We start from the raw sequence: 24646 nt of genomic DNA, 5'->3' as shown, positions 1-24646 counted from the left end.
AACGCATAGACCCATGATTCTTTTTGGACTTCATTATATTGTCTCTTCTGCTAATCGCAAGAATATGAATAAAGAAAAAAACAATTACCGTCCAACATTCATATAAACCTAAAAGCAATAGCAAGCGTATTAACTGTCGGTATTATCATTATAAATGTTAATTTTTGGGTGAATAAAGATGAAAAAATTTTAGGTCAGATACTATTTTCCGAGCGACATGGGTTCAACAATGGACAAATTGTTAAAGCTTATCAGTTGGCAACAGAATCTGATAGCCCTGAAGAATTTATTGAGGGTATAAGTGCTAAGGACATCATTGAATTAAAAGGAAATGAATATGTCTCATTTGAGCAACATGTTCTGCATGGCGCCGATAAAGATAAGAACCTGCTTATTATCCAAGTCGAATCGCTGCAAAATTTCGTTATGGCTCTGACTGTTAACGGCCAGGAAATAACCCCGACGATTAATGAATTAGCTAAAAACAGTCTTTACTTTAACAACTTTTTTCAACAGATTGGTTCAGGCAATACATCTGACGCTGAATTCATGATGAATACATCTATCTATCCAATTGGAGAGATCCCCACGTCAAAACAAATTGAAGGCAAAACCATTCCAAGCCTTCCGCGCACCTTAAACGAAGAGGGGTACACAACCTCCACTTTTCATGCGCATGAGATCACTTATTGGAATCGGGATAAAATGTACCCTGCGCTTGGATTTGATGAATGGTTTGCTATGGACTTTTACGGTGAAGAAGATATTGTAGGCTTTGGGCCCTCAGATGGTCATTTCTATAAAAAACCATCGAACAGCTGGAGAAATATTCAGAAGATGAATCTCCATTTTACGCTCACTTGCTGACACTCACAAGCCACACGCCATTTGAAATGCCAGAGGACAAGGAATTACTGGACTTACCTGCTGAATACAACGGAACACTAACAGGAGATTATTTGCAGTCTGTCCGATATGCTGACCATACACTCGGATTATTCATTGACGATTTAAAAGAAAAAGGGTTGTGGGAAGATACGGTTATAGCGCTCTATGGAGATCATTCGGGTGTGCACGGGAGGCTTGTGACAGATAAAGATGTCCAGCTTTTGCATGATTTGGTGGGCCAGCCCTATTCTTTGCCATTTCGCTTTAATATCCCATTTATTGTTTCAATACCTGGGGATGTAGATGGTAACAAAGAAACGATCGAGACAATGGGAGGGCAGCTGGATATGATGCCGACAGTGTTAAATATTATGGGGGTTGAACCGCCTGCACTATATTTCGGTCAAGACTTGCTGACCTATCATCATAACCTGTTCGGTATGAGGTATTATGCTGCTACAGGGACATTCTTTAATGATGATGTGCTATTTCTCCCGGAAACGAGCAAGAGAGACATCCGCGTGTATAATTTAGATGAGAAATCAACCTATAAAAAAGAGAATGTCACGATGGGAACTTTCAGAGATCAAATAAATAAGTTGCTGCAGATTTATAAATGGTCAGATGCTTATTTTAACAGTTTAGATAATAAGTGATCTATGATAAAATTATTCTGATGTAAGTATGCGAAAATAGAGAGAGGTCTTTTGTTTGAAATCAAAACTAGGCTTGGCGAGCGTCCTGTTTATCGGGGCCTCTTTAATCTTAAAGGTATCTGGTTTGCTTCGCGACATGGTTATCGCATTTTATTTCGGGGATAGCTATGTGGCTGACGCTTACCTGGCTGCTTTTATTATCCCAAACATGTTTATACTGTTTATGACCACTGGGATGAAAAACGCCTTTGTTCCCAGTTATATAGAAGCCCTGGAACAAAAACGCGGTGCCTACCACTTAGGTCAGGTTTTCAAAGGCACCATTCTCATCAGTTTTGTAATCTCAGTATTGGGTTTGGCACTGGCGCCAGTCTATATACCTATTCTGTATCCTGAATTTCATGCAGATGCAGCCAAAATTGCTATAACAGTAGCGATGATATTTTTTGGTGTCATCTTTTTTGTGGGAATGAATGCTGTGCTTGAAGCATTCTTTGATTCTGAGAATAAATTCTCACTCTCTGTTGTCTCACAAATCATTGTCATTATGTCATCGATTATCGGGGCAGTATTATTTGCTGATCAGATCGGGGTTTATGCCCTGGCGATTGGGTATTTTATAGGGGCAGTGATTTCACTTATATTTAAGCTCATATTAGTAATCCCTCGAAAAAAGATGAAACTAAAAGGTAAATTTGATTGGATCGAAATCAAACATTTTTATTGGATTTTTATTCCAGTTGGATTGACCGTTGCAGTCGGCCAGATCAATTTAATGGTTGGAACCATTTTTGCGAGTTATTTTGAAGAGGGTTCTGTCACATATATCAACTACGCTAAGAACCTGGTTCATATGCCACAAGGGATATTTGGTGTCACCATAGGGACCATTGTGTTTCCGTTGTTATCGAAAGCAATTGCTACAGATGATCGCAAATTATTCAAACAAGGTATTGAACGCGGTTTTACACTTATGTACCTGATTTTGCTGCCGTCAGTGATCGGCATGATGATCCTGATGCCGAATTTAATCGAACTGATTTACCAGCGTGGCGCATTTTCGGATGAAGCAGCATTGGCAACAACCCAAGTAGCCTATTTATATTTTGGATCTGTGTTGTTCTTCAGTTTGAATAACATTACCAATAAAGGATTCTATTCCTTGAAAAAAGGGCACCTTATCTTGTTTATAAGCGGACTGTCCATTGTGTTAAATGTCATTCTGAATTTTATATTGACAGCTTGGATGGGCTATAAAGGCATCCCGCTGGCAGCCTCAATTATGGCCTTTTGTTATGTAGGTGCCCAGTTTATTGTGTTTTATAAACTTGTGAATGGTCTTGATCTGAAATATCTGGTGCTGGAATTCACAAAAATCACCATAGCAACTGGAATTATGGCACTAAGTCTGTGGCCAGTACTCCTATTCTTTTCAGAAATGCGCAGTCTTGTGCAAATTGCCATTGTTGCTATCACTGGATCTGTTGTATATATATTAGCAGCTTATCTATTACGATCGAAGTCTTTTTTCTTTTTAGCAAAAAGATTCCTGAAGAAATAAAGTGAGTGAAAGAGGCGTTACTGTATGAAACCGAAACATTTTCTGATGAATTTGTTAAAGCCCGTTAATTTGCCTATTACCAAATATGTGCTCAAAAAACACTATGAAAATGGCAAGGCCCTTTCCACAACAAATAATGCCAAACGGATATTAGTGCTGGCGCCTCACGCGGATGATGAAACGATTGGGCCGGGAGGGGTCATACGGAAACATGCCAATGATGGGGCTGAAATCCACTGTGCTTTTATAACAGATGGCTCCAACAGTGTCAGTGATTTAAGCAGGGATGAATTAATCGAAGCGCGGCTAAAAGAAACTGAAGCAGTCAGATCCATTCTGGGGATTCACATGATCCACTATTTGGGGCTACCGGATGGTCATGTATTCAATACAGAGTATGCTCAAGGGATTTTCCAGGATCTGATTGACACCGTGAAGCCTGATATTATTTATTGCACATCATTCATAGATGCACATCCGGATCACACAGCAACTGCAGGGATTTTAGCATCTGTTCTGGAAAATACTGAACAAAGAGACCTTATAATCAGATTGTATGAAGTGAATTGTCCAATACCGCCTGAGTACATCAATTGTGTAATGGACATTTCTGAAACGCTCAAAGAAAAAGAAGCAGCAGTAGACGTATTTGCTTCTCAAACAATTGCTTTTGATGGGTTTATTGAATTGAACAAAAAGAAAGCTCAGCTGGTACATGAGGATATAGCTGCTGCGGAGGTCTTTTTTGAACCTTCAATTGAAACCTTTGTCCAGCACTGTAAGCGTCTTGAGCAAGACGCCTCCAAATTTAAAAATCTTTTTAAACAAGCGAATCGGACGGACACTTTGATGTGGGCCATATATAAAAACCTGTCCGTAAAAAAACAACTCTATGAGAAAAGCTTAAACAGTAAATGAGTATAAGGGATGAGATGGCATATGACTGTAAGATTCTACAAACAGGGTGATGAAGCCGGGATAAAGCAATTGCATCTTGATGTCTTCAAAAAAGAGATGAGCTCCAAACTTTGGGAGTGGAAATACCTGGACAAGCCAGGGCAGCAAAATCCCTTCATTCTTGTTTTTGAGGAAGCAGGTGTGATCAAAGGCCATATTGCACTCTGGGTTTCTGAAGCGTATATAGAGGGAAAAGAAGCAAAGATTGCGCTTCGTGTGGATACGATGGTTCATCCTGATGTAAGAGGGAAAGGCATTTACACCAAACTGAATCAGGCTATGCTTCAACAAGCTCGAGCGGCGGGTGTACAATTGCTGTACGGCTTCCCTTCAGAACAGGCCAAACCACCTCTAATTGGCAAAACCGATGCAATTGATGTTGGAGGCATATCACGCTACATGAAAATCGGCAACCCTTTCAATGTCCTATCTGTCTTGTTTAAAGGTATAGGATTCGTCCTCAAGCCTTTTGGCCGTTTCCAAGCACACTACAGAAAGAGGGTCAAAATGCCTGCGTTACCTGAAGATTGGGCTTTTGAGGAAGTTACTCATTTCGACCCAAGATTTAACAAATTGGCTGAAGAGGTTTCAGACATCAAATCCGTTATATTAAAACGTGATGCCAACTATTTGAATTGGCGTTTTTTTAAGCATCCGAATCATACGTACAAAGTATTTGCTTTAAGTAATAAAGACCGTTTATTAGGGTATGCTGTTATCAATATAGAAGAAAAAGATTTTGATTATGGAAGACTCGCAATCGGTCAGCTGGTAGACTGCTTGGCAGTTAATGATAATAGCGTGTGGCAATATTTGATCGATCATACACTTCACCAATTACGGGAAACAGATATCGTACAAACCTGGCAATTCCCTGACCAGCTTCCTGCCATCAAGCTGCGTAAGGCACGGTTCAGAGAAAAAGACCGTCCAATGAACCTTGTGATCCACATTTTAAATGGGCATGATGATTCTTATATGAATTCTACTGATTGGTGGATCAGTCAGGTAGATGTGGACTCTTTTTAATAATCGTGTATAATATGACAAGGAACCTATGAAACTTTTATGATTATGATCCGTCTATTAATTAATACAGTTGAAAGATATGTCCGTTTCTTAGGAGGATACAAATGGTATATTTCGCCTTGGCAATTTGTTTTGTGATGGCATTGATCGTGACACCGTTCGTGAAAAAATTAGCAATATCGATTGGAGCAGTAGACCAACCCAATGAACGTAAGGTTCATCAAAAGTTGATGCCTCGTTTAGGGGACTTGGAATATTTATTAGTTTTTTGTTCGGTTTTTTAATTTTTTTACCGGAGACAGGTCAATTATGGCCCATTATGGCAGGCGCTTCAATTATCGTAACTGTCGGTATTCTGGATGACTTAATGGAACTATCAGCCAAGGTGAAATTCGCTGCACAGATTATGGCCGCAATTGTAACGGTTTTGGGTGGTGTGCAGATTGAATTCATCACACTTCCGTTTGGTGATCGTGTTGAATTTGGATATCTTGCCATACCTATTACACTACTCTGGATTGTTGGTGTAACGAATGCGATTAATTTTATCGATGGGCTCGACGGCTTGGCAGCAGGCGTAACATCTATCGCATTGCTGACGATTTCCGGAATTGCAATTTCAATGGGAAATGCGGCAATCGGGCTGGCTGGTATGCTGCTGCTCGGTAGCACATTGGGTTTTTTGGTGTATAATTTTCATCCTGCTAAAATATTTATGGGTGACACAGGATCTCTATTCTTAGGGTATATGGTCAGCGTGCTTGCTGTTATGGGATTGTTCAAAAATGTAACTTTCTTCTCACTGATTGTCCCGATTATTATTTTAGGTGTCCCCATTCTGGACACATTGTCAGCGATTGTCAGACGCATCAGACACAAACAGCCGGTCACTTCTCCTGACAAACTTCATTTGCACCATTGTTTGATCAGGCTTGGTTATTCACACAGACAAACTGTCATTTTAATTTATGCTGTGAGTTCTCTTTTCAGTATTGCCGCTATTTTGTTTACCAGAGCAACAATGTGGGGCTCTGTCATGCTAATCGTGTCATTGATTTTGCTTGTTGAATTGATCGTTGAGATCACAGGCATTATTGGTGAAAACTACCGACCCATCTTAAACATCATTCGTAAAAGCAGACCATAATCGTTCGTCTTCTGTAAAGAGCGGGTCATAAAGATGACATGCTCTTTTTTTTTGAGAAAGCTATCAAGAAGCGACAATTTATGATAATATAACAGGGTGATAAAAGTCAGAAGTATTGAGATGTGTAGAGTGGGAAACAGGTGAAAAACATATAAAATTAATTGTTAGGTTTGCTATGTGAGACAGACTTTTATGATTTTATAGAGATGTTATCTCAACTCAAATTGTTATTGCAGTAAGCTTGAGATAAAATATTTGTATTAATCGTTAGGGTTGTCGGATCTACTCCACTTAACCCAATAGTCATAATGCCTAATTTATTTAACGCTTGGTTAATGTATATACGAGGTCGTTGATTGGGCATTGCATTATATTTGCTGTGTCCCCTCAACCCCCTCTAAATTCTTTGCATAACTATTAAGAAGAAAAACGTCCGTAAGCAAATTATCATTATAGTGGTCAGTGGAAATGTGTTTGTTATCTCGTCAATTAACATACTAGAAAAGCTATAAATAAATCCGGTAAACATTCGTAATCCTAACAAATAACAAGGACTAAGAAGTTTTAAGTTCTAATCAAATTTATTAAAATCATGATCTAAGAGGTATGTTTAAACAATAGTATTCGGAAAATATATAAACCAAAATCCAGATCGTTATAGTGAAACATTTGTGGTGTTTAAGCTATCGATGTTATGGCGGACTTAGCATAAATGCTAATCATATCTCTTATCTCGTATGTTATTGATCAAAATGTGTTTTAAGCGTATTGCTCAATAAAGTATATTTCTGTGGAAATCAGGTTCTTCGCTGCAGTATCTCATAATGCTATACTGACCTGAATGGAAACAATAAAAAACGGAAAGATAATTATTTAAAAGTAAAACAAAGAAAGGGGATCCCAACAATGTCTAAAATATGTGTGATAGGTTTGGGTTATATAGGTTTGCCGACTTCGATTATGTTTGCCAAACATGGATATGAGGTTCATGGCATGGATGTAAACGAAAATGTTATTGCAATGCTGCAACAAAAAAAACTACATATAGAGGAGCCAGGTCTGCTGTACTCCATGATTGAAGCCATGGACGAAGGGAAATTGACCGTTTCAACTGAACCAGTCAAGGCGGATATTTTTGTCATCGCTGTTCCTACACCAATCACTGACGATAAGAGAGCTAACTTGGAATATGTGAGAGAAGGAACCAAAAGCATCGTACCTTACGTGAAAAAAGGCGATCTCGTCATCCTTGAATCCACTGTTCCACCCAGAACAGTGGAAGATGTTATGAGACCTATTCTTAAAGAGACCAATCTGGTCCTGGGCGAAGAATTATACCTCGCTCATTCGCCTGAGCGGGTTATACCTGGAAATATCATCAATGAACTTCAGTCTAATGACAGAATAGTGGGCGGAATCGATGAGACATCTGGCCGACTCGCTAAAAAACTGTATGAGTCATTTGTGCAAGGCACAATCCATCTGACTGATGCCACCACTGCTGAAATGGTGAAAGTTATAGAAAATACATTTAGAGATATTAACATTGCTTTTGCAAATGAACTGGCTGTTATCAGTGAAGCACTGGGTGTGAATGTATGGGAGGCCATAAAGTTGGCCAACTATCATCCTCGTGTTAACATTCATAAACCAGGACCGGGTGTAGGTGGGCACTGTATCGCGATAGATCCATGGTTTTTGGCTGAAATGCAACCGGAAGAAAGCAAAATGATCCAACTCGCTCGTGTGAAAAACGACGCGATGCCAATGTACACCGTGGATAGAATCAATGACATATTAAAAGAATACGACGATCCGAAAGTTGCACTACTGGGCCTATCTTTTAAAGGAAATGTGGACGACATGCGCGAAAGCCCGGCATTAAAAGTCATGGAGCACATGAATGACATGAATTTGTCGTACAAAATATTTGATCCGCATATAAAGGATATCAGAGTACCACACCAAACAGAGACCCTCGATGAAGCTCTGGAACAAGCTGATATGGCTGTGATTCTGACTGACCACTATCAGTTCAGTGAATATAAGCCTTCAGAAGTCGGCAAAGCCATGTGTAACAAAATTGTATTTGATACTAAGAACTGCCTGGACGAAATGAAATGGCGCCAAGAAGGTTTCGATTTCATACGTTTGGGAGATACGAAAAACAGGTGAATAAAATGACTGCCAAAGAAACAATCTTAGGCGTAAATGTTTCCAACCACACATATGAAACTCTGGTCGCTCAAGTATACGACAGAGCTGAACAAAATAAACAATCATTTATCGTTGCTGTTAATCCTGAGAAAATAGTCAAGGCTGAAAAAGACGCGGGCTTACGTGAGCTTATTAACAGTGCCGATTTTCAAATTCCTGATGGTGTCGGTGTATTGATTGCCTCCAAGATACAAGGGGGGTCAATCAAAGAACGTATTACCGGTGTGGATTTAATGATCGAAATTGTTAAAGAAGCTCAAGCACGTCAAAAATCAATATTCCTCTACGGAGCAAAACCTGGCATTGCTGAAAAAGCAAAAGCCAGCTTACAGGAAGAATATCCCTATCTACAAGTTGCTGGGGTCATGGACGGATACAATCATTCTGATGAAGCTGTTATCAAAGCCGTTAATGAAAGCCATTCAGACATATTATTTGTGGCAATGGGCAGTCCGCGACAGGAGGAATGGATCAACCAGAACAAAAATAAAATATGTGCGCGCGTCTTTCAAGGTGTAGGCGGATCGTTCGACGTTCTTGCCGGCGTTACTAAACGCGCTCCCGCTTTTTTTAGGAATGTCGGGTTGGAGTGGCTCTACAGACTTCTAAGTGAACCTAAGCGATGGAAACGACAAATGGCTTTGCCAAGTTTTATATATAAGGCTTTAATAATGAAGAACAAATAACAAGACGAAAACATAATCTCCCTGAGGTTGTGTTTTTGTTTGTCAGGTGTAAAAAGGGTATCTGGCTCTTATAAGAGAAACATTCGAGGATAAAATGGTTAATTCTAGTTTTAGGTCTGTGAGTAGTCTGAATAGAGTGACCGATGAAGATTGAAACTTTGGATTCATATTCTCGTTTACAAAGGCTACACAGAGATTCAAATATAACAAAAAAGGTTGTCGAACAAAATTTAATACTATAGAATAAATAAAGGTACTGCTTTACCAATGACTTAAATGAGGGAGTGGGTTGACATAAACAATGGATAAGTAAATGGTCTATGTTATAAAGCTTACCGACTGATATGACTATGCTCAAATAGGCTTCATGAGAAGTTATCTTGTAAATGCAGTAAGCCACATATAAAGCAATATAAGTTCGATAGACTCAAATTAAAATTTACAAGAGTCGTACATTGAAACACAGTTTTAATTAATGGTAGGAATTATTTGGTACCTATAAAAAATCAATAGATTGGCTATAAAAAATAATTTGGTCTAGAAAATGAAAGACTTGTTTAAAGGAGAGTGTAAACGATTAAGAGTCAAGGTGTAAAGTTAATAGTAGTTATGTTAGTCTTTTTTGCAGTGTTTTTAGCACCACAAATAAGTTTTGCTGACCAAGAAACGGGTTCAAAAGAATTTTATTTTGAACGAGGGGAAACAAAAACTGAACTGAGTGATAACAAAAAAATAATCGTTTCCAACGAGAAAAAAATATCAAAATTCACAATTCAACAAAATGGCCGCACACTTTTCGACAAAGAGCTTTTGGATGGAAATATACTAAGTTTAAAAATCATTACCGTTGACAATCAAGAATATGCTTTGGTCGTTTATCGCCAGAAAGGTTCTGACAATGCCCTCTCTTTTGATGTGCTGACGATAAATGGATCGAAGGTCAACCATCAATTTAATTCTGATTATTATTCGCGTGGGAAAATAATGATTGATAATAATAAGATTAAGCTACAGTACCCTGAATATGAAGCTGAAGATAGTATGACAGAACCATCTAGAATTATAGAGCAAGAATTCGTTGTAACATCTAAGGGGGTAGAAGTGGGGGAAAAGCGCACAGAACTTGCAAAACTAAAGCCCACATCATTTATGAGTCTCCAGGGATCAAACCCTGATTTTTCTGAAGTTAATGATATCTTAACTGAGGAAGCCTTAAAAGCCGAGATTTCTCCTGAAATTTTAAAAGCCATTGCATCCCAGGAAAGCTCTTGGGAACAATATTGGTCAGTAGTTCCTAAAAGAATTAAGGGGTGTAAAAAAGACTCTAAAAAAGGAACGCTTGCTTACGATGGAACAAATGCAAAACTAGGTTATGACTGCATTGGTGTAGGAATCATGCAAATATCAAATCACATGTATATGGATGAAGGGCCCGCAAAGGAGGCGTACATTAATCGTCTGAAGACAGATATCCGTTTCAATATCCAGGAAGGCATTAAAATCTTAAAACAAAAGTGGAATTATTCAAATAGCGGTTTAATCCCTACAGTAAATGATAACGACCCTATGGTTATAGAGAACTGGTATTTTGCAATAATGGCATACAATGGGTTACTCCCCCGTAATAACCCTCTAGAGCGCCCTTATGTAGCCTATCAAGAGCGTGTTTTTGAACGTATGAAGGATTACAGTTTAATAGACTTAACACCATTTCCAACCCATACGCTTAAGCCATATATCCGTTCAGATGGCATCTTACAGTTTAAAAATGATAATATAAAAATAAATGGTCCTGTACATTTATCCAGTCAATCATTAGCTCAAGGTGATACAGCGTATGTGACAGTTAACGGCTTAAATATGCGGAAAACCCCAGGTGGAACGACTATTGGCTCTTTAAGTAAAGGAACTAAGGTAACGGTTACTGGTAAATATTCAGGTAATAATTCTCGGGTGAATCAGTATATCTGGATGCCAATAAAAACAAGCAACGGACAAACAGGCTGGGTCGCTTCCAGCTATTTGGACAAAAATGGATATATTAAATCGTACGCATTAGAGGGCGTTAATAGATACGATACGGCTGTATCTATTGGAAATCATGGATGGCATTGGGATCGTCCTAACTCTGTTATTTTAGGACGAGGCGATCTTCCAATAGATTCATTAACAGGGAGTGTTCTAGCTTCAAATCTCAATTCACCTCTTCTCTTGACACAAAAAGATATGTTGACAGAATCTACAGCTAAAGAGATTGCTAGATTGACACCTGAAAATATCTTTATTCTTGGTGGAAAAAAAGGGGCGATTTCGGCTGAAGTAGAGTATGAGCTAAACAAAAGATTCGGGAATAACACAAACATTTTAAGAATTGATGGTGAATCACGTTACGACACGGCCTATCAAATTGCTAAAAAAGTTATGGAGACGAGTGGGTCTAAAGAGATATTCATTACGACAGGTGATGAAACATCTTCTGATCCATTGGCAATTGCCCCCTATGCAGGTGAGAACAATATACCTATTCTACTCTCAAGAAGTAAGACTTTGAATGAAAACATTAAAAGATTTATTCGTGATTATGATATAAAAAAGGCAACAATTATAGGTGGTACAATGCCTGTTTCAAATAAAGTAGAAAACGAGTTGGCATCAATCCTAGGCGCTAATAATGTTGAGCGTGTTAAAGGAGCCACCAGGTTCGAAACTAATGTAGACATTTTGCATAGATACTATAAACTTGGAAGTACAAGTAAGTTATTTATCGCCCAAGGGTTTAACACAACTGACGCTTTGTCTGCTGCACCTATGGCTTCTAGAAATGGCTCTCCTATTCTTTTGACTAAAACAGGAAGTGTGCCAGGAGAAATAAAAAATTTACTTACTAATCATATACATGGTAAACCTAATTTGTATTTTCTTGGAGGCACAGGCGCTATATCAAAAAATACTAGGAGCGAATTTAAAGAAATGGCTAAATAGCTCTTAAACAGCCACGGCATAGACGTGGCTGTTTAAAGTGTTGAAAAATTGTTGACTGAAGCTGGAAGATAAGGTAAAGTCATTTTGGATAGATGTTCAAGGGTGCAATCTATAACTATAGTAGCAGTATTGTGTTACTATAGTTATCTCCTTATAGCTTGCCTAATCTACTGAACCTCTTTTCTAGCTGAATGATTTTTCGGACAGTGAAAGGTGTGGATATGAGTATGACTATTGTTAAATCATATTCAGTTATAGAAGCAAATATTTAACGCTGAGAAGAATGGAATGTTATCTTTTTAATAAGAATATACATCAAAGTTGGTTAGACTTTTGATACATACTTATACTCTTATGGTTTAGAAGTTGTATATAATTAGCGAGTAATTTAATGAATGGAGTCAGTATAATGAAAGATTTACGAATACCAGAAAAGAAATTTCGACCAGAGCTGGAAGGGGTAAGAGCAGTTGCTGCCCTTTTGGTTGCCATTTATCATATTTGGTTTGGGACAGTATCAGGTGGTGTCGATGTATTCTTTATCGTCTCTGGTTATTTGATTACCACCTCCCTGGTGACCAGAATTGAAAGGGAAGGCAAAATAAATTTTCCTGAATATGTATTAGGCTTATGGAGGCGGCTATTTCCCAACGCATTTATAGTTATGTTTTCTATAGTTATCTTGTCCTTTTTATTGTTGCCAAGCGTCCAGTGGAATCAGATTATGGCAGAAATATATGCGTCTATGTTTTACTTTCAAAATTGGGAGCTCGCCACCAATGCAGTTGATTACTTAGCACAAAATAATGAAGCCACGCCCTTGCAGCATTTTTGGGCTTTGTCGATACAAGGGCAATTTTACATCTTGTGGCCGGTTCTAATATTTATTATTTTTATAATGGTACGTAAGGTTCTAAAAACTCCTTTTCGCAAAACACTTGTAGCTGCTTTAGGTGGTATCTTTCTGACTTCGCTGATTTATTCAATATATATAACTAACGTAAACCAGCCATGGGCTTATTTTGATACGTTCGCACGTATGTGGGAATTCAGTTTGGGTGGTATTCTAGCCTTATTCATACCCTATTTAACTCCTAAAAAATGGTATAGCACAGTTGGTGGATGGATAGGTTTAGTTATTATTGTTACCACGGGAATGGTATTACCAGTTTCGACTGTATTCCCAGGATATGCTGCATTGTTACCCATATCAGGCGTTATACTTGTCATTGTATCTGCTGAAAAATACAGCAAATACAGTGTTAAAAAATTATTAGGGTCACGCCCGCTGATGTACATCGGTAGTATTTCTTATGCTTTTTACTTGTGGCACTGGCCACTGCTCATTTTTTATTATGCTCTGTTTAACACTGACAGCGTTACATTTTTCAATGGGTTGATAATTTTGTTAATAACTTTTATCTTATCAATATTATCAACCAAAAAAGTTGAATCACCGGTTAGAAAAATTTCTGTGAAACACTCAAAAGTTAAGCTTCTGTCAACACTGGTTGTTTTTTTAATTCCAGTACTAACATTAAACATCTTTTGGGGTATTTTTGAGCAACAGACACAAGAAATGTTCAAGCATCAAGTTGAAAGAGAGAATTATCCTGGAGCAAAGGTGATTTATGATAATGCTGAGGCACAACAAGATGTTCCACCAATTGCAACACCTCCCAAAGCTAATAGCAAATTGCCTACATTTTATGAAGATGATTGTTATGTTGGAATGAATGAAGCTGGGTTAAAATTATGTTCTTATGGTGAGACTGAAAATCCTGAATTTACCATTGCGCTTGTTGGTGGCTCCCATTCAGGACATTGGTTTCCTGCTTTGGAACAATTCGCACAGGACTCCGGTGTGAAAATAGATGTGTACAATAAAGATGCATGTAGATTCTCCACGCAAGACTTCGATGGTTTGCTGTCAGCTACGTGTATGGAGTGGAATGAAAGAATTATTGAACCGCTAATGGATAATCCACCTGATTTAATTGTTACTACAGCTTCTGTAAATGCTGGTGCCAAAGTTCCTCAAGGATATATTGAAATGTGGAAAAAGTTCCAAGGTATCGCAAATATATTTGCAATTCGAGATAATCCAAGAATGAAAGAAGATGTTCCATCCTGTGTAGAATTAAACGGTCCAGAAGAATGTTCTGTCCAAAGGAAAGAGGCCTTAAGCGAAAAAGCACCATGGGAAAATACAACAAACATACCTAACAATGTCTACTTTGCGGATTTGTCTGATTACTTTTGTGTGGGAGATACATGTCCTGCGGTGATCGGGAATGTGCTAGTATACCGTGACCAGCATCATATCAGCACTTTGTACTCAATGACGCTTGCGGAACCGTTAAAAGAGCATATATTTGAAGCGTTAGAGACTTTTAAGAAGTAACCTAATATGTACTATAATTAGTTAAATAAGTGTCTGACGGTGACTTAGGGTGAAGCCAATGTTACTATCAACGATAATAGTTATTTCGAAATCAAAGAGGCTAGAACACGTCGGAGTTAGTTACAGTAGATATTACCGTGAACAAATGTCAACAGACTTCAATTATTTAGCACAGTCTAGTTTATAGCAAAAAACATTAGTTTAAATGCTAGATTATAAATTGGGCTGTGTTAGGCCTGTGTCTATAACTAGAGTAGATAGTCATAAATTAATTCGCTTAGATGGTATAACTAGAAATGATACTGGTTCAGAAATTAGCCAGTTAGTCTGGAAGTTCATTGATATAGCCTTGGAGCCACTAATAGGCAAATGCGCTTGTAGGCGCTCTGCTATGAGTTAGTAAGGTGTTCCATGTCGTAAATGGTAACCAACTATAGTTCACAAAAAAACCAGCATAATTATGCTGGTTTTTTTGTGAACTTTTCTCCATAATGCTTAAGGTTAAAAAAGAGTAAGCAGATTGCTATTGAATAGTACAAGCTGACAGCTGGAGAAAACCATATATGTCCGGCGATAAGAGCAATACTGCTTCCTAAAATAATTGATGTTCCCATCAGAATATTTTTGATATCTAATACTTGTTTGACAGAAAATAACATTGCTTTAATAAATATAATAAATATAAGGGCTAGCGGTGCAGATATTAACAAGAATCCTACCACGCCAAAAGAGAAGAAAGCATCCAAGTAATCCATTTCTATGGTTTTCCTTGTGCTTGTATAATTGCCTGCATACCCCATACCGAATATCTTCTGAAAAATATTTGCGTCTTCAAACTGGTAATATTGGCGTGTTACGTAAAAGTGTCGCGAGCTCAAAATCTTATTGACTATACTCGAATCGAGCCATGCGGGAAGTTTTCGTTTATCTTCTGTACTCTCTTCTTCAATACTGTTTTCATTTTGCTCTAAATGCCTCTCCTTATCTTGCTCTTGTACAATCTTATCCTTGTCAGGAATAGGCATTGAGACGGATAAGTTTGTAATAGAAGGAGTAAATGGAGCAATTATAGTAAATACAATGCTAAGAGATATACTAAATAAGAATACTTTGTAATATTTATTTTGTATTCCTTCTTTTTTAATATGTGTCATCCAGTGTATAGAAACAGAGATAAGCATGACAAGTAAACATCCAATAACTGCAAACAGACCAACCTTTGTGCCGATTATCATTCCAGTCACTGCGAGCAGCAGTGGTCCGAACCAGTATTTATAATCCTTTATGTTATTTGTTTTAATGACAGTATATAAGAAAACTAAAGGTAATGTAACAGCAAGAATTGCTCCTAATTCATTTCCAGAATAAAACCAGCCTTTGTAACCGCTTTTAACCCATTCATAAGTGTTGTTGGAGCTACCTGTTATTATGGCGACAAAAACAGTTCCTATAACTATTAATAGAGCCGCATAAATGGCTTTTAATAATTGAACTTTGATACGGTGGTATGACTTCTGCACGCTTAGCACTAAAAATAAACTACAAAACATTACAATATAATAGAAAATCTTTGCGCTCCATTGGGCTTCTAATAAGAGATTAAAAGTGGGTTTAAAAAAAATGTTGCCTATGAAGCTTGTACTTAGAGTTATTATAACTAAGACAAGATAAATTATAATTTGCTTTTTATACGGGCTTTCTTTGCTGAAGAAAAAAATGTATGCTAAAGACACAATCATAAATAACATTCTTACGATAATACCTACAGTTATATTTAAATTAATATATAATGAAAATGTTGTTAGGATATCAAGAATGGGTTGAAGCATGATAAAATAAAATAATAATAAAAAAAACCAACTTTCTTTCGTATGCATGTAATAACACCCCTTACACGAACTTCGCAATAGCGTTCTTAGTATATAATATAATATAGAACATTGTCTACATGAATCGAAAAAAATAGTGTTTTTATATAAAGTTCTATGAGATAAGTGTTATTATCACATCTAACCAACAGGTAAAGGGATGTTGTCAGTGTCAAAAAAAGTACTCGTACTAAGTAATATGTACCCTTCTAAGCATTCTAAAACATTCGGCATATTTGTTGAAAAACAAGTTGAAGCGCTTAAGACTAAAGGTGTGCAAGTCGATGTCATAGCCATTCGAGATCCCAGAAAGGGAAAAACGTTCCTTTTGAAAAAGTATATTATGTTTGCTTTAAAAGGGTTATGGAACTTAATGATTTACGGTAAAGGTTATGACGTTGTACATGTCCATTATATTTTCCCAACTGGCCTATTAGGCATTTTACACAAAAGACTATGGAAAACTAAGTTGATTGTGACCTCTCATGGCGGAGATATAGATCAAATGAGCAAAAAAGGGAGTGTAATTAAAAAATATACAAAAAAAATATTAGATAATGCTGATCATATCATTACTGTTGGGGAAGAGCTTAAGTCGAACATGGAAGAACAATTCTCTCTAAATGAAAATAAAATCTCTGTCATTAATATGGGTGTAAACAGACACATATTTCATCATCGAAACAGGTATGAAGCTAGACAAAGCTTGGAATTACCTAAAGAAGAAAAGGTAATTTTGTATGTTGGTAATATTATTAAAGCAAAGGGGCTTGATGAATTAGTACAAGCGTATAAAGGGCTGTCAAATGTGATTGAAAATCCTTCCCTCCATTTAATAGGGGAACCGAAAGATGCTATGTATTTTAATGAACTGAAGGCAAAGGCGGCTGAGGAAGAAACTATATATTTCCATAATGCCATGAATCAAGAAGAAGTTTCTCGTTGGATGGCGGCTTCAGATGTATTTGTACTACCTTCTCATATAGAAGGCTTTGGATTGGTTGCATTGGAGGCGATGGCTTGTGGATTGCCAGTAGTGGGATCAGATGTTGGTGGGCTTCATTATTTGCTTGGAGATGGTGCTGGAATAAAAGTTGAACCGAATAACCCAAAAGACTTGGCTGAAAAACTGCATATTGTATTGGAAGATCAAGCGTTACAAAAGAAAATACAACAGAATGGGTTAAAGAAAGCTGAAAAATATGACCATCTTACCCAGACTGAAAAAGTTTTGTCCTTATATAAAAATTAAATAACACAATGCGAATTAAGTTGAAAGATAATGAGCTGGTTAGCGGGCGTCGTACCTATCTTGCTCACCAATTCAGCAATTAATCTAAAAAGTGCGCGGAAATATCAAAGGCATTTAGATGATTACCAATAAAAGTGAGAAAGACCTTGCATTGAAATACAATACGAGCTAAGATTAATATTATAGATTAGTGGCGAGGAGTTGATATATCTTCATTCTTTTCGAAGGTAAGCTGCCATGTTCATTGTGTGATGCCATGGATCTCTCCTTCTTTGAGTGGAAGTTGAAATTGTATGCTAGCATTTTGGAGGGTTACTGGAGATGCAAAGTCAATTATCATACGCATTGAATTTCCCTCACTGTTGATCAAGTTTTTATTTACCCATCATTGTTCGGACAAAACCGTAAACTATCTATTAAATTGCAAATGTGTACACCTTTTTAAGGTGTGTTTGATAGGATCTTTATTTATATATGTCACGTAGGTGTTAAATAGACAACCTAATATTTAAATGGACAATCACAATGCTCCTAGCACCTTTACATATCTGGTAAAGGACGGTTGAATTGAATTTATGTTTGAGATAATAAACTAAACCAAACATCTATTTCTGGCTGCCTTTATTGGTATCTCTATTTTCATGTTTTTAATAGACTTTGAGTTTTAATGTTTATGAGAAAAAGTTATATTACAAAGAACGAGGAGAAGTGATCCATTTCATGAGAAAAATATTCAATATTACAGTTATATTGATCATCACATTATTGCTAGGGACACCGTTTGAAGTGGCTGCAGGAGAAGACGAAAGTACAAAAAAAGCGAACATAGATGGAATTGATTTAAACACCTTGACTGAGGACGAACTGATATATATACCAGAAGCACAGCGAGAGGGTAAGGAGGTAGATGAAGGTTACTTGCATTCCAATTTAGATGCGGCAGATATTCCAGTGCTTTATAATACATACCCTAACGTGAATAAATACATAAAGGACAAAGGTTTCCAGGCGGCTTCTGTTGAATATAACCATCTTGATAGGCTTAAAAAGTTTCCTTATCGTGATGGATATGGCGAAGTGGAAGGTGTGGTTGCACACGAAACCGCCAACCCGAATTCAACAATTGATGGTGAAATAGCTTGGATGAAAAGAAACCATAAAAACGCATTTGTTCATGCCTTTGTCGATCACGAACGTATCATCGAAACGCATCCTTTGGACCTTGGCGCCTGGGGAGCAGGATTCTATGCCAACCAACGCTTTGTTCATGTAGAGCTCGTTCGTGTGCATAGCTTTGATGAATTTGCGCGCTCAATAAACAATTATGCAGAATATATTGCTGGTATTCTATTTGATTATAATTTAGGTGTAACAAGTGCAGAAACTACAGGAGAAGGAAGCTTATGGTCACATAAAGCAGTATCCAAGTTTCTTGGTGGGACAAATCATGTAGACCCACATGGATATTTTGGTATATATGGATATAAGTGGGACGACTTTGTGAAGTTGGTCAAAGAAAAACACAACAACCAGGTTAAACTTGAAAGAATAGCAGGAAATGATCGCTACCAAACAGCTGTTGAAGTTAGCAAAGAGGGTTGGAATAAATCTGATGTTGTCGTCTTGGCACGGGGAGATGAATATGCTGATGCACTTGCAGGTGTCCCGCTTGCAAAAAAACACGATGCACCAGTACTATTGACTCGGTCGAATATACTTACGAGATTAACTAAAGAAGAAATAGCTAGATTGAAGACAAATAAAGTATTTATTCTTGGTTCTAAGAAGGCAATTGGAAAAAACGTGGAAAAAGACATCTTGTCAATGGGCATTGAAGTAGAAAGGATTGAGGGGGCAGATCGCACGGAAACTGCTGCAAATATTGCTCGAAATCTTTTATCAAATAGCACGAATAAAAAGGTGGTTTTGGTGAATGGCTATGACTTTCCAGATGCACTGAGTGTTGCTTCATACGCCGGAAAGGCTGGTATGCCCATATTACTTGCTAAAGTGAACAAACTGCCCGATGCGACCAAAAAAGTACTCGATGATTTGAATCCAAAAAAGACCACGATTATCGGTGGTAAAAAAGCGATTAATAACAAGTTGGAGAGTAGTCTTCCAAACGTAAACAGGATTGCTGGAAATGACCGGTTTGATACGGCAGTTGAGGTTGCACGACACTTTGAAAAAGATGTTAAAAATGATTATTATGTTACTACCGGCAGAAGTTTTCCCGACGCCATAACTGGTGCTGCACTTGCTGCTAAAGAAGCAACTGGGATATTGCTTGTCCATGACCAGGTGCCGAAAACACTTGCTTCATTCATTGAAAATGAAAATACAAATAAAATTAAAATCATAGGTGGTACACAAGTTGTAACCAATGATGTAGAACGTAAATTGATATATTATTTAAGTCAATAAACTGTTTATCGCATAGCGTACATATACTCCCCAAGAGTATATGTACGCTTTTTTGCGTAGTTAACGTTTTGGAGAAATTAATGCTGCGGTCTCAAACTAGTTGCTTACTAGTAATAATTTTATCAAATTTTGTCAAAATTGGTTTGACAATACTTTTAAATTATATATACTGTAAACTATGAAGATTTCACATAGTGATGAATATCTGTACTATGAGAAGTCTGTTTATTAAGTCTTAAAAATTTTAGGAGGAATTTATTTGACCAAAAGCATGATATCAAGGACTTTAGCGGTTCTTATGGCTTTAATGCTTATTGTTGGCACGATTTTGCCTACAAGTATCATGGGCTCAAGTGAAAGCGAGTTACAGAAAAAGTTTGGACACGGTTCTTCTTATGCCTTGAAGAAAGCCATTGAAGAACAAGAATCTTTTTACGAACGGAGTCCCGCCTTACATAATAGCTTGCAAGGTTTAGATGGGGACAAGAACATACCGGTCATTGTTCACTTTTCGAAGAATCCGGTTGCAGTGGAAAAGGGAAAACATAGACTGAACAACACCACTTTTTCTAGATCCGAGAAAGAATCCGTTGTACAAAAAATACAAAAGGAGCAGCGGGTTTTTTCACAAGAACTTGAAGATGCTGATATTCAAGCTGAAAAAAGGTACATATATAATAATGTATTAAATGGTATGGCCTTAACTTTAGCAGAAAAAGATGTTGAAAAATTACTTGATTTAAGTGGTGTTATTTACGTGGAACCTGACGAAGAAAGAGTAGCATTGTCGAAAGGTGCCGACGAAGACTTCAAAGCTGAGGTTTCAATGAATTCAAGCATTTCACACCTCAACATTGAAAAAGTTTGGAATATGGGTTATGAAGGAGAAGGTATTAAAGTTGGTGTTATTGATACCGGAATTGACTATAATCATCCTGAGTTTGCTGATGTATATAAAGGCGGCAAAAACTTTGTTGAGCATAATGAAGATAAGTATCTGAGTCCGCGTGATGAGGACGATCCGTATGAAACGTCACCTCTTGACCGTCCGGATAATATGGATCCAGTTAACAGTAATGGCAGTGCATACGAAACTTCGCATGGAACCCATGTTGCAGGTATCATTGCTGCTGGAGGAGTAAATGACTATGGTATTAAGGGCCTTGCCCCAAAAGTAGATCTATATGCCTATCGTGTTCTGGGGCATATGGTACGGGGATGACGTCATGGATTATTGCTGGCATTGAAGAAGCTATAAAAGCGGAAATGGATGTTATTAATCTATCACTTGGTGGTTCAAATAACGATTCTATCACAGCCGATGCACAAGCGGTGAATAATGCAATGCTTTCTGGTGTTGTAACTGTTGTCGCGAATGGAAACTCTGGTTCGGACCGGGAAAGTGTTGGTTCTCCTGCAACAGCAGTCTCAGCCATATCAGTTGGCAATTCGACCAATCCGGAAGAACATCAATCAGCACAAGTCACAATGAGGGCAGGCGATTTTTCTTCCGAGGGTGAAATGAATTTGATGAGCTGGACATTTGGTGAGCGTCCAAGTGAAGCAATTAGTGGCACATTTGATGTTGTCAGTGTTTCCGGGGTGGGAGAAAAAGGTGATTATGATGATGTTAATGCAGAGGGCAAGTTTGCACTTGTCGAACGCGGTGAGATCCCCTTTGTGGATAAAATCTCAGCAGCAAAAGATGCTGGTGCAGTAGGTACACTTATTTATAACACTGCAGATGGTGATAATGCACCTGGCCCTGCAGATGTGTATCTGGGAGATGATTTTGATTTACTGCCGTCTTTTGATATGTCCTATACTGATGGTCAAGTTTTTACAGAAGCGCTTGAATCAGTTAATGGAGAGGGGACTGTGACATTTGCTTCATTTGATAAGACTGTCACCGAAGGCGACGAGGTCAGTGATTCGAGCTCACGTGGGCCAGCTAATCCGCTCTATGATATCAAACCTGACGTTGTTGCACCAGGTTCAAATATCATGTCGTCTATAGCGGAGTACCAGAAAGACTACCCTGAGGCGACTTATGAAAAAGCGTACGAACGCAAATCGGGAACAAGTATGGCTGCTCCACATATTGCTGGAATTGCAGCACTGTTATTAGAGAAGAATGGAGACTGGAGTCCATTCGATGTCAAAGCTGCACTTTCCAATACAGCAAAAGTTCTTGACAAAGAAGCCTTTGATGTATTCGATCAGGGTGCTGGCAGGGTGGTGCCAACAGCTGCCATTAATCCAGCTATGATCGCTTCGGTCAACAATAGTGATGAGAAAAATGGTGAAGTGGAGGGTAGACGTGGAACAATAGCATTTGGCTATACTTTACCGTCGGAGGAAGAAAAATCTACTTTTTCCAAAGAAATTTTGATTGATAATCAGATAGGGAAGCCAGAAGATTACACTGCTGACGTTGAGATAATCTCGCATCCGGATGGAGATATGACTGATGCAGAAGTTACTGTTGACAAACCATCTTTCCATCTCGAGGATAATCAAAAAATACAAGTGAATTTGAATTTGCCTGCAGGTAAGAGTGACACAGGGGATGAGATACTTGGCTATATTCATCTAAAGAGTAAATCGGGTAATATCTCCTTACCGTTTGCTGCTTCCTTGGCGTTTAAACCAGAATTTGGTATTAAAAATATGGAACTCGAAAGCTATCACATTTCTCCTAATGATGACAAAAAGGCAGACAGTACAAATCTGACTTTCGAATTTCATGAAATGCATTTTTTGTCGGTTGTCTACTTTTGGGATGTACTTAATCCGACAGGCGGTATTGACGGTGAAGGTACAGCTGGTGACATCTATCAGGAGGTAGGTCTTGAGCAAGGTCCACACAATATAGAAATCTCCAATGTTATTCTTGACCCGGAAGATAATAGTAAAGAATCAACGATTCCGGACGGGGTTTATACTGTTGAACTCTCAACATTAACTTTTGAAACAAATGAAATTGACGATGATAATGACGGACCGATTTTCATTGTTACAGAAGCACCGGAAATTGAAGTTAATAAACCAAAAGCTGACGCTGCTTATGTAGCTGGAAAAGTTGATAGCAAATACTTTGATTTCGAAGAACCGCTTAACACCATCTATAACCTTGGGTACAATCCGAAAGATTACCTGCATGGAACATATACGATTACTGATGTAGCGGGTGATAAGGTGAAAGATGGGACGTTTGATGTTGATCATAATGGATCATTTAAAATTAATACAGACAATCTTGCAGGTGGTTCATATACGATGCACATCCATGTTACGGACGAGGCAGAAAATGAAGTAGAAACTGCCGTATCCTTTCCCGTGGAAAGCGAAATCACCAATATCCAGCCGGCAGAAGACCAGTATTTAACACCGGGTGATAAAGTGAAAGTGACATTTGAAAGTAATGCCAAAGGGGGAGAAGCGAACTTCCATGTATCATTGCCATCGGCAAAAATGGCTGATACAAACGCAAACATGGAAGAAGTTGAGCCTGGTGTTTATGAAGGTATATGGACAACCCCAAAAAATGTAAATTTGGAAGGCGCGGAAGTAATTGTCTCACTTGAAAATAAATCTGGTAATGTGGTAACGGCAACCGCCGGTGGAAATCTATTTATCTATCCTGATAATGTAGAACGTATCTCCGGAGATCTACGCTATGACACCGCAATTGAAACTAGCAAAAAAGGTTGGGACAAGGCTGATACTGTGGTCCTCGCACGCGGGGATGAATTTGCTGACGCCCTTGCGGGCGTACCACTTGCCCACGAGCTGGACGCACCTATTCTACTGACACCGACTGATGAACTTTGGGAAGGAACAGAGGAAGAGGCAGCCCGTTTGGAAGCGAATAAAGTGATCATTCTCGGTGGGGAAAACGCTATAAGCGCTGGTGTAGAACAAACATTGTCTGACTCAGGTCTTGATGTCCGGCGGATTAACGGAGCAGACCGCTTCGAGACGGCGACATTGATTGCAAAAGAAGTAGCCCCTAATGGGAGCAACAAAGTAGCCGTGGCCAATGGAATGGACTTTCCTGATGCGCTATCTGTCGCGGCCAGTGCAGCACAGGAAGGGATGCCGATTTTGCTAGCCAAAGAGAGCTGGCTGCCAGAAGCAACAAAAGAAACGGTCAAAGACTTAGGGGTTGAAAAAACCTATGTGGTCGGCGGAACAACAGTCATTAACGATGATATCACCAAGCAATTGCCGAAAGTTACACGTCTTGCAGGGGATGACCGCTACGACACGAATATTAAAGTGCTTGATCATTTCGAAGCCGCCAGCAAGCACATGTATGCTGCAACGGGCAAAAACTATGCGGATGCTCTGACAGGTGCAGTCCTTGCAGCAAAAAATAACAGCCAAATCCTGCTTGTGCATGACAAAGTACCAGATCTGACGGCAGACTATATTTCAGACAAAGATATTAGTCGATTTACAATATTTGGTGGACCAAATGCAGTGAATAAAGATATTCAGCAGACTTTAAGGGATTACTAGAATTAAATTTAAAGAAGTGGTTGACTTTCTCTTGATTAGGAGGAAGTG

The 24646-nt window shown here is 38.3% G+C and carries 14 protein-coding genes and 1 pseudogene; 14 read left to right on the top strand and 1 reads right to left on the bottom strand.

Going from position 1 to position 24646, the window contains the following annotated elements; all coding sequences use genetic code 11:
- Window positions 1-168 precede the first annotated feature (168 nt).
- From JNUCC1_RS18975 to JNUCC1_RS05200, 10 genes and pseudogenes are all read left to right on the top strand, one after another.
- On the top strand, window positions 169-867 hold the full coding sequence (locus tag JNUCC1_RS18975) for an LTA synthase family protein (RefSeq protein ID WP_156644444.1): 699 nt from the start codon (window positions 169-171) through the stop codon (window positions 865-867).
- The gene (locus JNUCC1_RS18970) at window positions 861-1544 is read left to right on the top strand and encodes an LTA synthase family protein (RefSeq protein WP_269448134.1); all 684 of its coding nucleotides are present in this window, start codon (window positions 861-863) and stop codon (window positions 1542-1544) included. Before JNUCC1_RS18975 ends, JNUCC1_RS18970 begins: the two co-directional genes overlap by 7 nt.
- A gap of 55 nt (window positions 1545-1599) precedes the next feature.
- On the top strand, window positions 1600-3105 hold the full coding sequence (gene murJ, locus JNUCC1_RS05235) for a murein biosynthesis integral membrane protein MurJ (RefSeq protein ID WP_156644442.1): 1506 nt from the start codon (window positions 1600-1602) through the stop codon (window positions 3103-3105).
- A gap of 24 nt (window positions 3106-3129) precedes the next feature.
- Complete coding sequence (locus JNUCC1_RS05230; RefSeq protein WP_156644441.1) at window positions 3130-4023, top strand: PIG-L deacetylase family protein; 894 nt, start codon at window positions 3130-3132, stop codon at window positions 4021-4023.
- Window positions 4024-4044: 21 nt separating this feature from the next.
- Window positions 4045-5091: a GNAT family N-acetyltransferase gene (locus JNUCC1_RS05225; RefSeq protein ID WP_197431641.1), complete on the top strand. Its 1047-nt coding sequence runs from the start codon at window positions 4045-4047 to the stop codon at window positions 5089-5091.
- A gap of 104 nt (window positions 5092-5195) precedes the next feature.
- A pseudogene (locus tag JNUCC1_RS05220) lies at window positions 5196-6238 on the top strand (glycosyltransferase family 4 protein).
- A gap of 906 nt (window positions 6239-7144) precedes the next feature.
- Entirely contained in the window at window positions 7145-8413 is a 1269-nt protein-coding gene (locus JNUCC1_RS05215; RefSeq protein ID WP_156644439.1) for a nucleotide sugar dehydrogenase, read from the top strand.
- Between the two features lie 5 nt (window positions 8414-8418).
- Window positions 8419-9141 (top strand): WecB/TagA/CpsF family glycosyltransferase, encoded by a 723-nt coding sequence (locus JNUCC1_RS05210; RefSeq protein WP_156645405.1) that lies wholly within the window; start codon window positions 8419-8421, stop codon window positions 9139-9141.
- Window positions 9142-9768: 627 nt separating this feature from the next.
- Complete coding sequence (locus JNUCC1_RS05205; protein ID WP_331713613.1) at window positions 9769-12123, top strand: cell wall-binding repeat-containing protein; 2355 nt, start codon at window positions 9769-9771, stop codon at window positions 12121-12123.
- Between the two features lie 409 nt (window positions 12124-12532).
- Complete coding sequence (locus tag JNUCC1_RS05200) at window positions 12533-14527, top strand: acyltransferase family protein (protein WP_156644437.1); 1995 nt, start codon at window positions 12533-12535, stop codon at window positions 14525-14527.
- Window positions 14528-14985: 458 nt separating this feature from the next.
- Here JNUCC1_RS05200 and JNUCC1_RS05195 read toward each other — a convergent pair whose 3' ends face one another.
- Window positions 14986-16404: an O-antigen ligase family protein gene (locus JNUCC1_RS05195; protein ID WP_156644436.1), complete on the bottom strand. Its 1419-nt coding sequence runs from the start codon at window positions 16402-16404 to the stop codon at window positions 14986-14988.
- A gap of 151 nt (window positions 16405-16555) precedes the next feature.
- On the opposite strand from JNUCC1_RS05195, the gene JNUCC1_RS05190 reads away from it, so the two are divergent.
- The 4 genes from JNUCC1_RS05190 to JNUCC1_RS05175 all read left to right on the top strand — a co-directional run bounded on the left by JNUCC1_RS05190 (window position 16556) and on the right by JNUCC1_RS05175 (window position 24598).
- Window positions 16556-17647, top strand: a complete 1092-nt coding sequence (locus JNUCC1_RS05190) for a glycosyltransferase (RefSeq protein ID WP_442915417.1) — start codon at window positions 16556-16558, stop codon at window positions 17645-17647.
- A gap of 720 nt (window positions 17648-18367) precedes the next feature.
- Window positions 18368-20074, top strand: a complete 1707-nt coding sequence (locus tag JNUCC1_RS05185; RefSeq protein WP_156644435.1) for a cell wall-binding repeat-containing protein — start codon at window positions 18368-18370, stop codon at window positions 20072-20074.
- Between the two features lie 259 nt (window positions 20075-20333).
- Window positions 20334-21296 carry a S8 family serine peptidase gene (locus tag JNUCC1_RS18965; RefSeq protein WP_156644434.1) on the top strand — a complete coding sequence of 321 codons (963 nt, stop codon included), beginning with the start codon at window positions 20334-20336 and terminating at the stop codon, window positions 21294-21296.
- Complete coding sequence (locus JNUCC1_RS05175; protein WP_156644433.1) at window positions 21293-24598, top strand: cell wall-binding repeat-containing protein; 3306 nt, start codon at window positions 21293-21295, stop codon at window positions 24596-24598. The genes JNUCC1_RS18965 and JNUCC1_RS05175 overlap by 4 nt, the downstream gene beginning before the upstream one ends.
- Window positions 24599-24646 lie beyond the last annotated feature (48 nt).

Origin of the sequence: Lentibacillus sp. JNUCC-1, assembly GCF_009741735.1 — a bacterium.
Taxonomy (GTDB): Bacteria; Bacillota; Bacilli; order Bacillales; family Amphibacillaceae; genus Lentibacillus_B.
This window is presented reverse-complemented; position numbering and strand designations above follow the sequence as displayed.

What these genes read in the sequence shown, in the direction of transcription:
- JNUCC1_RS05225 (WP_197431641.1), top strand. Translation starts at nt 4,045, where the DNA reads ATGACTGTAAGATTCTACAAACAGGGTGATGAAGCCGGGATAAAGCAA.
- JNUCC1_RS05210 (WP_156645405.1), top strand. Translation starts at nt 8,419, where the DNA reads ATGACTGCCAAAGAAACAATCTTAGGCGTAAATGTTTCCAACCACACA.
- JNUCC1_RS05185 (WP_156644435.1), top strand. Translation starts at nt 18,368, where the DNA reads ATGAGAAAAATATTCAATATTACAGTTATATTGATCATCACATTATTG.
- JNUCC1_RS05175 (WP_156644433.1), top strand. Translation starts at nt 21,293, where the DNA reads ATGACGTCATGGATTATTGCTGGCATTGAAGAAGCTATAAAAGCGGAA.
- JNUCC1_RS05195 (WP_156644436.1), bottom strand. Translation starts at nt 16,404, where the DNA reads ATGCATACGAAAGAAAGTTGGTTTTTTTTATTATTATTTTATTTTATC.
- JNUCC1_RS05190 (WP_442915417.1), top strand. Translation starts at nt 16,556, where the DNA reads ATGTTGTCAGTGTCAAAAAAAGTACTCGTACTAAGTAATATGTACCCT.
- JNUCC1_RS05215 (WP_156644439.1), top strand. Translation starts at nt 7,145, where the DNA reads ATGTCTAAAATATGTGTGATAGGTTTGGGTTATATAGGTTTGCCGACT.
- JNUCC1_RS05230 (WP_156644441.1), top strand. Translation starts at nt 3,130, where the DNA reads ATGAAACCGAAACATTTTCTGATGAATTTGTTAAAGCCCGTTAATTTG.
- JNUCC1_RS05200 (WP_156644437.1), top strand. Translation starts at nt 12,533, where the DNA reads ATGAAAGATTTACGAATACCAGAAAAGAAATTTCGACCAGAGCTGGAA.